The following is a 14,820-nucleotide window of genomic DNA, read 5'->3' as shown; positions in this document are numbered from 1 at the left end:
TACCGGTGAGCTTGGCGTTGAGGCTGTAGAAGAATTAACAAGATGTAGAAGAATTAACAATAAACCCATCCAAACTTTGCGTTTTTTGATGCCCAGATTCTAATGGGTTAAATAAAGTAGGTGTCATCATAATTTGCTTTTTAGGTACAAACTAATTGCCTTAAAGCATAAAGCTATATAACTTACTAAAGTGAATACATTTTATTGACGTACATTAATTAGCAGGAACGCCGAATGAACAATAAAATACTCAAATCATCTACCGCTACGTATCAAAGTGGTGTTGCAAAAGCCGATGGTAAATTTTATGTAACGCAAGGTGAAGTACGTTTTGAGCCATACAATGAAAGTGCTGGTTTAGGGCCTTATACTTTTACACGAAGCGCAATCGTAAAAATTGAAAAGTCAGCAGGGACAGGCGCAGGCATTTTACCACTAACAAGCGATGCCATAACAATCACTTTAGATAATGAAGATACTTATGACTTTATTTTAGCAAACCCCGATGAATGGATTCGTCTACTCAAGCATTAAGCAATCTCTAGAGCTGGCATTTAGGTAAAAATAAACGAAGCACCCATCTTAACTTTGCAGTTTAGTAAAATATGCATTAGATTTTTGCCTAAAAAATAGACTAGTTGTTTTGTGGTAATTGCAATTAGGCTTGGTTAAAACAAAATACAATCACTGTATTATGCGCTACATGGGGCAGGAGACTTTTACCAACCCGATGTGGCATATAACGGCATTGATTGGACAACTGATGTATTGCTTGAGCAAATAAAAACGTTATAAAAAAAGCCGCTTGTTGAAACAAGCGGCTTAACTATTCTAACTAGGGAATAGTTTAAAACGTGTAACGAGCACCAATTGAGTAACGAGGACCGTATTGATTAGCAAATAAGAACTGCTCTTCGTAACGTCCGTAACCTTCTTCGGTGGCATTATTTAAGTTTATGCCATCAAAAAATACCGTTACGTTTTCGTTTACATCGTAGTTAACGCTCATATCCCATTGGCCATACGCTTTAGCATATTGCGGAGGCGCATCAGCTGAACCTTGCGCTTGGCCAACACCAATTAGGTATGAGTCGCGCCATGCATAAGTAATTTTAACTGATAGGCCGTCTTTTTCGTAAAAGCCTTGGAAGTTAGCTGAGTCACTTAAGCCTGTAAGCGGTGCTTGTTGATCAAGGCTTTCGCTATCAAATTCAACGTCGCCATCTACAAACGTTGCGTTAACACCAACACCAAAACCGGTTTCACCAATTAAGTGCTGAACAGCTACTTCAAAACCATCTACCGATTTACTGTCGGTGTTTTGTGGTTGGCTAATATTCCATGTAATTAGCGGATCGTCGCTGTTTGGTTCAATAACGCCATTTGCATTGCCGTAACCGCTGGCAATCATTTGTGCAAAAATAGCGTCGGTTGTTGCTTGCTCACCACGTGATTCAATATCGCTTACGGCTTGTAAGTAACGAGGGCCGTTTAAAATATCGTGCAAGCCATCAATAGTGGTTTGCGTAATAGTGGTTTGAATAAAGTTATCAACGTCTTTTTTAAAGTAACCAACAGATGCGTAGCTGCCTTCTGCGTAGTAATACTCAAGTGATAAATCAAGGTTTGTTGATTCAAACGGTAATAAGTTTGTATTACCTTGGCTACCTGTGCGAGAACCTGGTTTTGGGCTGCCTGTTAAGCTGCGGCCACCGGCTAAATTACCCAGTGGTGCACGCGACATTGTTTTACCCCAAGATACGCGGGCTACTACGTCTTCAGTTAAATCAACACTTACGTCGATTGAAGGCAGTAAAACATCGTAATCACCTTGTTGCTCTAAGAAGTTATCATCGCCGCCAGCAGCGTATTGCATGATCCACTCAGAAGCGCTGATCCAATTAACTTGATCTTCAACGCGTTGGCGCACAGTACTGGTTACATCTGTTTGCTCATAGCGTAGGCCTGCATTTACTTTTACGTAGTAGTTACTTACGTCAAATTCCCAGCTTGATTGAACATAAAAGCTATTAGTGATTTCTTCTACGTAGCTTTCGCTGTCAATACCATCCATATATGCATTTGCGGCGTATGCATCGCCGCCTGTCACATCAGCTGTTAAGTAAGCAATTTGGCGCGCAACAGCTTCGTCAAAATCGTAGGTATAGTAGTAACCAGGTTGTAAGTCACTGCCGCCCCCTTCAAATTGATCTAAAAGGCCCGATGTATCGTGACGGGTAAACATGCCGTCTGGGAATATTTCTGTATATGATGGGTTAAAGCCTGGACCACCTACTAAACCACTCCACGCGGTGTAACCACCGGTGTTTTGTTCTGTACGTGATGCGCCAAATTTAACTTTAACTAAACCAATGTCATAACTTTCGTTATACCATGTTGTATGTAGCTGTAATTGTTCAATGTTTGACTCACCCGGTGAGTGAGTAAACTGACTAAAGTTTGAATCAATTTCGCCAGGCGTTAATTCACTTGTGCCATTTAACCAATTAACTTGTGCACTGGGTACTTCGCCCGTGCGGTAATCATAAATTTTATTAGCTAGCTGATCAGAACCTAAAATTACTTGGCCGGCACTTCCCAGCCCATTGTCGGCGCCGTTATCAGTTTCGTTTTTAGAGTCGTGGTAATCAAGCTCTACGTGCCACGTGTCGCTAATTTCCCAATCTAGGTTTAAACCAAGTGAGCGCGCTTTTACTTCTGTAGTGCCTTTGTTGGCTGTAAACGAGGCATCGTTACCGCTAATATCAGCATAAACAGCCGTACCATTTTCATCAAGCTCGTAGCCATTAATATTGCTACCAAAGTCGTTCCAAATACCCCAACCAATACTTTGAGAACCTGTAACTGCTTTACTTGCAGTGTAATCAAGTGTTGCTACAAAGCCATCTACCGGTGCGTATTGAAAGGTAACTTGTCCGTTTGTACGTTCACGTTCTACATCTTCAATAGAGTAATTCATGTCTTTAGGGAAGTAGTAGTTACCTGCAGGGTCTGTGCGGTTATCAACGACGTTGCTGCTATCTAATTCAGGTAAGTCTACGTTTGCCTGCCAGCCTTGAATATTGGCACTTTGTTTTTGAAAGTCACGCTCTTGGTGCGAAAACGAAAAACCAAAGCCAAAAGTGTCATCTACAAAAGTATTGCTGTAAACAGTAGAAAACTCTGGTGTTACGTCATCACCAGCTTCGTTTGACGAGTCGTGATTTGCTTTAACGGTTGCTGAAAAGTTTTGACCCGGCTTTTGAAAAGGGCGCGCAGTAGAAATATTAACTGTTGCACCTAAGCCACCGCTTGGCACGTCTGCACGTGCTGTTTTAAATACTTCAAGCGCACTTACACCTTCAGAGGCGATGTTTTCAAGGTTGTACGAACGTGTATAACCTGTGCCCGGCATTTGGCGGCCATTTAAGGTTATTAAGTTAAACTCAGGGCCAAAACCACGTACTGTAATTTGGCTACCTTCACCGTTTGCGCGACTAACCGATACACCGGTAATACGTTGTAATGATTCTGCTAAGTTGGTATCTGGGAATTTACCCATTTCTTCAGATGAAATGGCATCTACAATGCCAGAAGAGTCGCGTTTCATATCCATAGAACGAATAAGTGAACCACGAATACCTTTTACTTCAATAACTTCTACATCAGATGAAACGCTTGTTTCTGCTTCTGCCGCAATAGCTGTGTTTAATGTGCTCGCAGCAATGATGAGAGACACAGAAGCCGCAAGTTGGCTCTTTTTAAAATTGAATGTGTTCATAATAGCTCTGCTTTATAAAATGTTGTTCAAGAGTGAAGGTGCTGTGTAATACCAATTTTACTAAAAATATGATCATTCTATCGCATTAAACAACTCACTAACTGTGTTAAAAATTATTTATATAGAACAACTATATGTCACAATTTTCGCCTTGTTATTGTGCTATTTTCTTAGCGCTATAATAGATCTCTTGTTTAATGCAATTGGTATAAACACCTAGAATTTTGTCAGTGAAATCTAAATTATGGGTTTGAAATTTTTACATTATCAACACGATATACTGCGCCAGCACCTTGGCCCCAATTAGGAAAAATCATTAATACATCTATCGCACTTACATCTAAACCGGCAGCCGATAAGTCAGAAAGTGTATAAGTATATGTTTGCCATTCGTTTAAAACAGGGGCAATGCCTTCAACACTTTCAGTAAGTGCAAGCTCTACGGCAGAGTCACCTTCGTTTGACTCAACTTTGAAAAACCATGGCGCGTCGGGTGTGCTTGGCATACTCGTAACTTTCATATCAAACGTAATTTGACCAACCGTTATGATAGCGCTTGCATCAAATGCCTCACCGCTTCCGCCAACAGATGTACGGCTGTTAAAACCCATTACTGTAGGCGTATCATTTATTGTAAATTCCGCTGTTATACCATGCTCTTCATCATCCATTACTTCCACTGGCGTAGAGCCGCTACAGCAGTCCCACATTGGCCAATCAAGATTTTGAGTATCTGTGAACACATTAAGCTCTGGAAAATCTTGCGTGATTTTCACATCGTCTATTCTATATACAGCGCCATTACCAGTGCCCCATGTAGGAAAAATCATCACTACATCAATAGCGCTAATATCTAAGTTTGCTGCAACAAGATCGGTTAATTTAAATGTATATGTTTGCCATTGTCCTACAACAGGAGCAATACCTTCAACGCTTTGAGTAATAGGTAATTCGGCCGCAGTTGGTGCATCTCCTGCACTTTCAAGCTTAACGACCCATGTAGAGTTTGCATCAGCAGGTGCGCTAGTTACTTTCATTTTAAATTGAAAATACCCTTGTGCTAACAGGGGCGTAGCATCAAAAGGGGAGGCTACACCCGCCTCATCAGTGATGTTTTCCGCTCTTGAAATAAAGCCGTTTACTGTTGGGTTTTCACCAACACTAAACTCAACTGTATTACCTTGCTGTTCATCAACAACTATTGCAGGAGTTGAACCTCCGCAACAATCCCACGCAGGCCAATTAATATTAAAAGAATCACCAAATATGGTTAATGGAGTAACTCCTCCTGCTATAGGAACTGGGGCATCACCCTCAAGTAAGGCATCGTCTAAGCTGTTGTAACCTGGACGAATGGTTTCACAACCTTTACCAGTATTAGGGTTCGATGCACATTGATAAACACGTACGTAATCAATAGCAAAAGTTTGGCCATTTTCAAATGCGCTAGCGTCTACACCTAAATCATTTACGTTTTCAGGCCAGTCACCGCCTACTGCTAGGTTTAGCAATAAGTGAAAGTCTTTATCAAATGGTGCGCTATCCCAATGCGTTGTAAGTTCGCCAGAACCTTGTTCAAAGTATTCTGCAAACCAACCACGATGTTTTAAGCCCGCAGGCTCATTTTTTGAATTATATAAAACCTCAGATTGACGCTGAGTTGCATAAAGGTAACCGTCTACGTACCAGCGAATTTCACCTTCTTGCCATTCAACAGCATACGTGTGGAAATCATCTGCTGGATTAGTATCTTCAGGGAATTTGTATTCTTTACCTGTATAGCTGTTATCTGGCCATGCGCGTCCGTAATGAAGGGTGCCGTGGATACTAGACTCTATACCGCCGTCTTCATCCGGTGTTTTAAGGTTTACTGATTCTAAAACATCTATTTCGCCAGAACGAGGCCAAGTGCCGTAAACCTCATCAGTTGGTAGCATCCAAAATGCTGGCCAGCTACCTTGTCCTGATGGAAGTTTGGCGCGCACTTCAAAACGGCCATACGTAAAGTCGGCGTTATAACGCGTATTTAAGCGTGCTGAAGTATAAGGTTTTTCTGCACCTTCCTCAGCGGGTAGGGCAACAATGTTTAACACACCGTCTGCAATAAATGCATTTTGCTCGCTGTCGGTGTAACACTGTTTCTCGTTGTTACCACCGCCATCGCAGTTTAATTCATAGTTCCATTTGTTTGTATCAATGGCTGAGCCTTCAAACTCGTCGCTCCAAACCATTTGCCAATCTGAAACTGGCTCAGAGGCATCTACATTTTCAAAATTTGATTTAGTGGCAGAGTCGCCACCACAGCCAGCTAACGTAACTAAAGAGATAGCGGCAAGTAAACGTGTAATGTGCGTTGTTTCAATGTTCATAACTGAACCCCGGTTTCAACAGATTATTGTCAGATTAATTGTTTTTTGAGCTTTGTTTTTTCATGCTGTAAGCGCTTACATTTTGATATGTGTTTTGTAAGCGCTTACAAATGATATTGTGGAGTACGCAAATGGTCAACATATTTGTTTATTTTATTTACAATTAGTTTACGGTAAGACCAGTTTACCAATTTTAGATTGTATATAAATTGCAATTTATACAATTAGTTATGTTGTTTGTGTTTTTTGATGGGAGCGTGAGCGGAATATTTTTTACGTCAAAAAAGTAGGAAAGGACTTAACAATTAAAAGGTTAGTTACAGGTATATTTATAGTATTTAAGGAGTATTTTGTTTATACCAATCTACATAAAAGCAATTTTAAGTGGATTGGTATTGTAAGAGATAAAATATGCTTGTTTTTACTTGTTTTTAAAAGGCATTGTAAGTAACCTCAAAAGGGACGCATTTTGGTTTTGGCTTGGGTATTCTTTTAAGCCAATATTTATATCTGCGTCGGTTTTTTTAGCTTTACCTTTGTAACTACCAAATAATTTATCCCACCAAATTACACTAAAACCATAGTTTGAGTTAGTTTCGCTAACCACTTGGCTATGGTGAATTCGATGCAATATTTGCGTCATTAATATTAAACGCAGTGGTTTTTCAATAGCATTAGGTAGGCGTATATTTGCATGATTAAATAATGCTAAACCATTAAGTGCTATTTCAAATATAAGTACCGCAATTGCAGGTACGCCAAGAGCAGTTACTGCAATTAGTTTTATAAGTATGCTCAGTACAATTTCGATAGGGTGAAAGCGCAGCCCTGTACTGGTATCTACGTGTGCATCGGCGTGATGTACACGGTGTAAGCGCCATAAAATAGGCACGTTATGGAATAACCTATGTTGCCAATAAATTAATATATCGAGTAAAAGTATGCTCAATATAATAATTAAACTGCTTGGTAGAGCTATTTGATTAAATAAGCCAATGCCGTGCTCTTGATTGTAAAGTGCTACGGCGGTTAGCCCAATGGGAACCACTAAGCGCGCAACAACTGATGAAGCAAACACTAACCCAAAGTTAGCAAACCAACGTGTACTGCTTTTTATTGGTGATTTACGCGCTGGTTTTTGCGCTTCAAGCAACATCATTATAACTAAAATGCTAAAAAAGAAGCCTAAGCGCCACCATACTTCATTAGTCATCTATTACCTCAGAATTTGAACTGCTAGGCACGTTTTCAGCTGCTTTGTTAGCATCGGCTTCTTGTTGCTTAAGTGTGTGATAACCGCCATGTATACGGGTAAAAATAGTTATGCCACACGCAATAGCAAAAATACTCGCCATAACCGCAAAGTGCTGCGGCCAAATACAAAATGCAATAAATAGCGCTATTGTTTCAGTGCCTTCGGTTAAGCCGTTTAAGTAGTAAAAGCTTTTGTATTTAAATTGCGGTTTTTCGAGTTTAAATTTTTCGGCGGCAATCGCAAAAGCTAAAAAGCTTGAGCCCGTACCAATAAAAGTAGCAAGTAATAACGATCCCGCTATCGCGTTTTGCTCAGGGTTTGCCAAAATAAAGCCAAGCGGAATAGCCGCGTAAAATAAAAAGTCGAGTGTGATATCTAAAAAGCCACCTGCGCTTGAACTTTGGTTTGCATAGCGTGCTAATGCGCCATCAAGTCCATCTAAAATTCGATTTAAAGCAATGGCCACTAATGCGCCGTACCACATTTCAAACGCCAGTAATGGCACGGCTAATAAGCCAACTAAAAAGCCTACCACGGTTAGCTGATCGGCGGTTATGCCGCGTTTATGCATAAGCATAACCACAGGTGTTAAAAGAGGCTTAATGACAGGGGTGATAAATTTGTCTAGCATGTTTATTGCCTTATGCGTTTAAAGCTATGTATTTAAAGTGCGCTACTTAAAGTAATGAGTTTGCCATTTGCAGCGTCGGCGTCGCTATGGTCATGAGTTACCATAATTGCAGGTAGCTTATGATCGCGTATTTGGCTAAACACGAGTTCGCGTGTATCAACACGCAGTTGGGTGTCGAGTTTGCTAAAGGGTTCGTCGAGTAAAATGGCTTTAGGTTCGCTCAGCAGCATACGTAATAATGCAACACGGGCTTGTTGCCCGCCCGAGAGGTTATCGGGGTGGCGATTGCCCATATCTTTAAGACCTACTTGCTCAAGTGCGTGTGCTATTTTTTCAAGGCGTTGTTTTTTATTACCTTTTGGCATTGCAAAGGCAATGTTACCAGCAACAGTTAAATGCGAAAACAATAAAGCGTCTTGATAAAGCACTCCAATATGGCGCAAGTGCGGAGGGGTATTATCGATATTTTGACCATTAAGCCACACCTCTCCATTGGCCTTAAAGCTACTTGGTAAAGTACCCGTAAGCCAATTTAATAAGCTTGATTTACCACTGCCAGATGGGCCCATAATAGTCAGAATTTCACCGCCATTAACTTGCTCGTTTAAGCTAAGTAGCAGCTCATTTTGGCGATAAAGCTGACAATTTTTAATCTGTAACGATGACTGCATTAAAAAACCTTAACCCTGATAGTGTTAAATATGGATGCTTTAAATATGTGCACTTTTAAGCACGTGCACTTTTGAAAAAATATTTAGGTAAAACCCATGCCAGTATAAATCCAATAAGTGGCAACGCCATTTGCATAATAGCGTACACGGCACTGGTGCGTCTGCTTGCGCCATTGGCAAGCGTAACGGCTTCGGTTGTTATTGTGGCTATGCGCCCGCCGCCAGCTAAAAGCGTGGGGAGGTATTGTCCAAAACTAATTGCTAAGCCCAGTGCGGCTGCAATTAAAATAGGGGCAAACAACTGAGGTAGTTTTACTTTAAAAAACACCTTGCATGGTGCTGCGCCTAGGCTTGCTGCAACATGAGCAAAACGAGGATCTAAGCGCCTATAACTGCTCGCGAGTGACAAAAATACGTAAGGCAAAACAAACAGTAAATGTGTAAACACCACATTAAAAAACGCGGCTTGGTTATTTACCCATTGTTGTATCCATACTAGGCCAAACAAAAAGGCAATACTGGGTACTAATAGCGGTAAGTAAATAATTAAACTGGTAAAGCGAGAGATGGGTTTGTCGCTTAACTGCTCCGACTCTAAACACAATAAAGTAACCGTAATGGCAAATACCGTTGTTACTAAACCAATAGCTAGGGTATTAAAAAGCGGGTTGCTCATTTGCATTAATGCACTGTTAAAATGCAGTAGTGTAAATTGCTCAGGGAGTGCATTGGGAAAGCGCCAAAAGCCCGCAACCGACCACAAAATAAGGGCAATTAGCGACAGTAAAATAAAACCGATCACTAAAGCAGTGAGTATTACCGTTAGCTTTTGCCAATAAAATCCGCCGTATTCGCGCACCCCGTTAGTGAGTGAATCGCTAAATAATACCTTTATCGCTTTTTCGCCGCTAAGCCAAAGCGCAAGTAACCCACCCGTGAGTGCCAGTTGTAATAAAGCGCCCGCTGAGGCTTTAATACGCAGGTTTAAATCAACATCGTTAAACCAATGCATTATTGCAACGGCCAACGTGGGTGGTGTATTTGGGCCTAATATAAGAGGCATTTCTACACTTGCGCTTGCATAGGCAAGCACTGCTAAAAGGGGTAAGCGCAGCAGCGGATAAAGACTTGGCAGTATTACTTTAAAAAAGGCGGTCATTGGGCAATAACCTAAGTTAAGCGCAACCTTATGTTGTTGGCGTAATTTTTTGCCAAGCTCAGGTTGAGCAAGTACGCCCAGTGCCATTAATAATAAAAAGGGAAGCTCTTTGAGTGTTAAGCCTAAAATAATACTAATACCGAATGAATCATGCGGAAACATGCCGTTTGGCGCAAGTTCCCAGCCGCTTAACCAAGGCGACGCTAAGCGTGAAATCATACCTGAAGGGGCAATTAAAAACCCCACCGCAATAGCAGCTGCGGCATGAGGTATCACTAATATAGGGCTCAATAAACGCTGAATTCGGTTAAGCCACGGGCTATTAAAAAACGCAGCTAAAATCATTAAGGTAATAATAAATGCAAGCAAAGTACTTATTAAGCCCGTTGCAACGCTTAAGGTAACCATTTGGGTAAGGCCGGGTGTTTGCCAAAGGGCATTAAAACCTTGCAAGCTAAACGTTGTTTGCTCAAGTACGGGCGCATAACCAAAGGCAGGCAGCAATACGCTAATTAAGCCACCAAGTACGGGTAGTATAAGTAAAGCGAGTAAAAATCGCGGGCTAAATTTTACAATGCGCGTAAACATATCGGTGCTGCACTGCGTTGTTGCTTTGGTATTAATCGGTACACTTTTTGAAATAACACTCATTGGCTTACTCCATAACGAGTTTGCCAACCTTGCATAATGGCGTTTACCCAGCTTGGGTGAGGTTCGCTCAATGTGCGTTTAATACTGTTTAAAGGCAGTGCACTTGGATGCGGTTTAGCTGTTTTAAATAAGGCTTGCTGATCAGGCGTTAACGTTGATTGAATAAGTACGCTTTTATCGCCCCATATATGCGCTTTTTGTTTTTGAGCTTGCGCCTCAGGGCTGAGTAAAAAATTAGCCACTAATTGCGCACTTTGCTGGTGGCTTGCATTGTAAGGGATTGCCACAAAATGGGTATTACTTAAACTGCCATCACTCATTGCGTAACTGCGAATGCTGTTTGGTAAATCATAGCGTTTTATAGCTGCCGGTACTTCAGGTGCAGAAAAAGTAAAGGCTAAACTCAACTCTGTATCGTCCACAAGGCGGCGCATTTGAGCACCACTTTGCATAAAATGAGTGCCACCACGCCAAAGAGTTGGGTGTAGTTTATCTAAAAAGTCCCACAGTGGGTTTAACACTTGCGCCGTATTTTTAGTTGTAGCTGGTTGGTTTAGCTGCGCTTTAATGTTTTCGCTGCTTTGCTGATGCAGTACAACTAAGGCGTATTTTAAAAAGCTCATACCTAAAAAGTCAGGCGGCTTTGGGTAACTAAAGCGACCAGGGTTTTGTGCGCTCCAGTTTAGTAATTCGTTTAATGTCGTAGGCAATTTATTGTTTGCCTTACCATTTATTGCAATGCTGTCGTAATAAAACGTAAGTGACGCTTGCCCCCATGGCGCTTCCATCCCATTGGTAGGTAAACCAAAATCAAAGGTTACAGCAGGGTTATTAGCCGGATCGGTTAATGCAAAGTAGGGGAGTTTATTTGCCCATTGCTTTAAAAGCAGAGAGTGCTCACTCATGGTGGCAAAGTTAGCTCCGTTGATCCACATTAAATCTACGCTGCCTTGGTTGTTATTGTTTGCTGATTTTTCGGCAAGTACACGGCTTACTGCTTCGCTGGTGTCACTTAATTTTACATGAACCAGGTTAATGTTGTACTTAGTTTTAACTTGCTGTGCTGCCCACTGAATATAAGCATTTATTTGCGCGTCGCCGCCCCATGCATAAAAGTATACATCTTGATTGCTACCAAGTGCTTGAACTTGTTGCCAGCGAGATCCCTGTTGTATGTTAATTACTAAATTACTTTTACTATTTGAGTTAATAACGGTATTAGCAAACGCGATGCTCGAAAAAACAGCTAAATTTGCGATTGCACAAACGCAAAACGCGACACAGCAAAAGCTGTATCGCGCCAGTGTTTGCCAAAACTTAATGGAGAACATTTAAATCCCAGTTGTAGTCTAAAAATTTAACTTTCATGTCATCATTCTTAAGTGCTTTTTGCTGAGCGGGTATCAGTTTAAGGGCATCAGGATACTGCAAGAAAAACTGCTGTAGCGTGTTTGCACCTCTAAAGCCTTTTTCAAAGTCATCGCCGTACCACTTAAATATTGAAGACACGCTTAGCGTATTTTCTTGAGCCATATTGCGTGTCATATCTGATAAAAAGCGCACTGTTTGCTCTTGCAATTGGCTCTCTAAATCAGTGGCTGTATAGGCTTCTTCTCGAAGCGCTGGGCAACCAATACTCGCGCAATTTACTGCAAAGTGAATACGTGGGTCGTTGTATTTACCGCTGCCACGTATTAAACCATGCTCTATATCATCAAGGCTGCGAGTTTTGCCAAGTAATGGCACAAACTCTTTACTCCATGGTGAGCTAAAAAAGCTCCCTAAGTCTTTAATTGACTTAATATCAGGGTACTTAGTCAATATAAGTTCAACAGTCCACGCATTATAAGCATTGATTAAAAAAGCGAGTTGCTTAGGCTTTTCCCAAGCGTCAAATTCGCTTTGCGTTACAGCCGTTAACGAATCTAAATACGTTTTTAGCTGTGCATGCTCACGTTTTATAGCAGCGTAATCAACCTCAGTACTGTGATTATGATTAATAGCGACAACATACTTATTTAATAATGCATTCCAGCTATCGTGCATGTTTTGGGCTTGGGCCGAAAATGATGTTGCAACTAAAGCCGAACCAAGTAGCAATGCTTTTAGAGGTGTTTTAAACATATTAGCCTCTGCGCCATGTGTGGTATTTTTCAAGCATGTTAAGTACTTTTTCAGGTGCATGAGCGCGTTTCCACTCGCCTGCTGCGTACTTGTTACCTTCAGCCCAAGTAGGGTAGCTGTGTATAGTACCGAGTATTTTGTTAAGGCCTAAACCGTGTTTCATTGCCAGTACAAACTCAGCAATTAAATCGCCAGCGTGTTCAGATACTACAGTAACACCGAGTATTTTGTCTTTGCCTTTGGGTGTAATCACTTTAATAAAGCCTTTTGTAGCGCTGTCGGTAATTGCACGGTCTAGCTCTTCAAATTCAAAACGAGTGATTTCGTAATCTATGCCTTTGTCTTTTGCGTCTTGCTCGTTTAAGCCAACACGTGCTACTTCTGGGTCAATAAACGTAGTCCACGGAATAACACGGTAATCTACTTTAAACTTTTTAAGGTGACCAAATAAGCCATTTACCGCTGCGTACCAACCCTGATGAGCGGCGACGTGCGTAAACTGATACGGACCTACAATATCGCCTGCTGCAAAAATATTAGGGTACAGTGTTTCTAGGTATTCGTTAGTTACTACTGTGCGGTTTGTTTCAATGCCTAGCTCTTCAAGACCGTAACCTTTAAGGCGCGCACTTCTACCAACGGCACATAATAGCTCGTCGTATTCAATATCTATTTCTTTGTCGTTATGTTTAACAACGATATATTTTTTGCCATCGCGAGCTTCACAGCGAAGTGCTTGGTGCGATGTTAAAATATTAACGCCACTTTCGGTTAACGCTTCGTGAGCAAAAGTAGACACTTCAAGGTCTTCTTTGATCATGATGCGCTCCGCCATTTCAATTTGCGTAACGCTTGAACCTAAACGTGCAAAGCTTTGTGCTAATTCGCTACCAATTGGACCACCGCCAAGTACTACAAGCTTTTTAGGTGCTTCGTCAAGCGCTGCAAATTTATCCCACAAGGTATCGCTTGTTACATAGCCTGTTTCTTCAATACCAGGTAGTGGCGGTACAAATGGGCGTGCGCCAGTGGCAATAACAATAGTACGCGCAGTTAATGTTTGCGTGCCGCCATCGTTAAGTTTAATTTCTACCGTCCACGGGTCGATTAATTTGCCGTAGCCTTTTACTACGTCTACGCCTAAATTAGTGTAGCGCTCTATGCTGTCGTGCGGTGCTATATCGGCAATTACTTTATGAACACGGGCCATTACTTTTTTAAACGAAAACTGCGGTGTCATGTTTTCTAGGCCGTAGTGTTCACCGTGGCGAATTTGCTCTGCAATTTTAGCGCTTTTAATTATCGCTTTACTGGGAACACAGCCGTAGTTTAAACAGTCGCCGCCCATTTCGCCCGCTTCAATAAGGGTTACTTTTGCTTTAACAGCAGCGGCAATATAGCTTGTTACCAAGCCACCTGCACCCGCGCCAATAACAATCATGTTACGGTCGAAACTTTTAGGTTTAGTATAGTTTTTGTATACACGACGTTTTTTAAACACGTTTAAGATCCCTTTAGTAATAAATGGGAATACGCCCAATAAAGCGAATGATAAAATTAAGTCCAACGATAAAATGCCCGATAAACTCTCTATTTGAGCAAGCTGCGTACCGGCATTAACAAATACAAATGTACCGGCTAGCATACCCACTTGGCTTACCCAGTAAAAAGTCCATGACTTGATGGCTGTTACGCCCATTAACAAGTTGATTAAAAAGAACGGAAACACCGGCACTAAACGCAACGTAAATAAGTAAAAGCCGCCTTCTTTTTCAACGCCTGCATCAATGGCTGCTAAACGCTCAGGAAAGCGCTTTTTAATGGTATCGCGCAATAAGTAACGTGATACTAAAAAGGCCAGTGTGGCACCTATGGTTGATGCAAACGATGCAACCAATAAGCCTTCAACTAAGCCAAATAAAGCACCCGCTGCCAGTGTTAAAATAGCCGCGCCCGGTAAAGACAATGCAGTAACCACCACATACAATAAAAAGAATCCGCCAATGATTAATAGCGGAGATTGCGCTTTATATTGGCTAAACTGATCCATCGACCCTTTTAAGCCCTCAAGCGTAAGTAGTTGGTGCAAATCAAAATGAAAGAACAGGCCGATGGCGACCGCTGCAATCAATAACAAAAGTATTTTTTTAATCATGTTCTCTCTCTTTCAAACTTGCCT

General features: G+C 41.4%; 10 protein-coding genes. 1 reads left to right on the top strand and 9 read right to left on the bottom strand.

The genetic code is table 11. The features are described 5' to 3' along the window. The first annotated feature begins 234 nt into the window (after positions 1-234). Positions 235-534: a hypothetical protein gene (locus GQR47_RS00850; protein ID WP_024596978.1), complete on the top strand. Its 300-nt coding sequence runs from the start codon at positions 235-237 to the stop codon at positions 532-534. A 313-nt stretch (positions 535-847) separates the two neighbouring features. Here GQR47_RS00850 and GQR47_RS00845 read toward each other — a convergent pair whose 3' ends face one another. The 9 genes from GQR47_RS00845 to GQR47_RS00805 all read right to left on the bottom strand — a co-directional run bounded on the left by GQR47_RS00845 (position 848) and on the right by GQR47_RS00805 (position 14,796). After that, positions 848-3,781, bottom strand: a complete 2,934-nt coding sequence (locus tag GQR47_RS00845; protein WP_024596977.1) for a TonB-dependent receptor — start codon at positions 3,779-3,781, stop codon at positions 848-850. Positions 3,782-4,023: 242 nt separating this feature from the next. Beyond that, positions 4,024-6,150 (bottom strand): glycoside hydrolase family 16 protein, encoded by a 2,127-nt coding sequence (locus GQR47_RS00840; protein ID WP_024596976.1) that lies wholly within the window; start codon positions 6,148-6,150, stop codon positions 4,024-4,026. A 421-nt stretch (positions 6,151-6,571) separates the two neighbouring features. Then, the gene (locus GQR47_RS00835) at positions 6,572-7,363 is read right to left on the bottom strand and encodes a sterol desaturase family protein (protein WP_024596975.1); all 792 of its coding nucleotides are present in this window, start codon (positions 7,361-7,363) and stop codon (positions 6,572-6,574) included. Continuing rightward, positions 7,356-8,036 (bottom strand): CDP-alcohol phosphatidyltransferase family protein, encoded by a 681-nt coding sequence (locus tag GQR47_RS00830; protein WP_076924246.1) that lies wholly within the window; start codon positions 8,034-8,036, stop codon positions 7,356-7,358. The genes GQR47_RS00835 and GQR47_RS00830 overlap by 8 nt, the downstream gene beginning before the upstream one ends. A gap of 32 nt (positions 8,037-8,068) precedes the next feature. Next, complete coding sequence (locus tag GQR47_RS00825; RefSeq protein WP_024595098.1) at positions 8,069-8,707, bottom strand: ATP-binding cassette domain-containing protein; 639 nt, start codon at positions 8,705-8,707, stop codon at positions 8,069-8,071. 55 nt (positions 8,708-8,762) lie between these two features. Beyond that, positions 8,763-10,517: an ABC transporter permease subunit gene (locus GQR47_RS00820; RefSeq protein WP_154902962.1), complete on the bottom strand. Its 1,755-nt coding sequence runs from the start codon at positions 10,515-10,517 to the stop codon at positions 8,763-8,765. Continuing rightward, positions 10,514-11,848, bottom strand: a complete 1,335-nt coding sequence (locus GQR47_RS00815; RefSeq protein ID WP_024597223.1) for an ABC transporter substrate-binding protein — start codon at positions 11,846-11,848, stop codon at positions 10,514-10,516. The genes GQR47_RS00820 and GQR47_RS00815 overlap by 4 nt, the downstream gene beginning before the upstream one ends. After that, on the bottom strand, positions 11,835-12,641 hold the full coding sequence (locus GQR47_RS00810) for a DUF547 domain-containing protein (protein WP_024597224.1): 807 nt from the start codon (positions 12,639-12,641) through the stop codon (positions 11,835-11,837). Before GQR47_RS00810 ends, GQR47_RS00815 begins: the two co-directional genes overlap by 14 nt. A 1-nt stretch (position 12,642) precedes the next feature. Then, positions 12,643-14,796, bottom strand: a complete 2,154-nt coding sequence (locus GQR47_RS00805; RefSeq protein WP_024597225.1) for a bifunctional TVP38/TMEM64 family protein/FAD-dependent oxidoreductase — start codon at positions 14,794-14,796, stop codon at positions 12,643-12,645. Positions 14,797-14,820: the final 24 nt, after the last annotated feature.

The sequence above is a fragment of the Pseudoalteromonas sp. Z1A2 genome, assembly GCF_011378755.1.
GTDB lineage: Bacteria > Pseudomonadota > Gammaproteobacteria > Enterobacterales > Alteromonadaceae > Pseudoalteromonas > Pseudoalteromonas distincta.
Note: the sequence above shows the minus strand (reverse complement) of the source record. Positions and strands in the feature narration are given on the sequence as shown.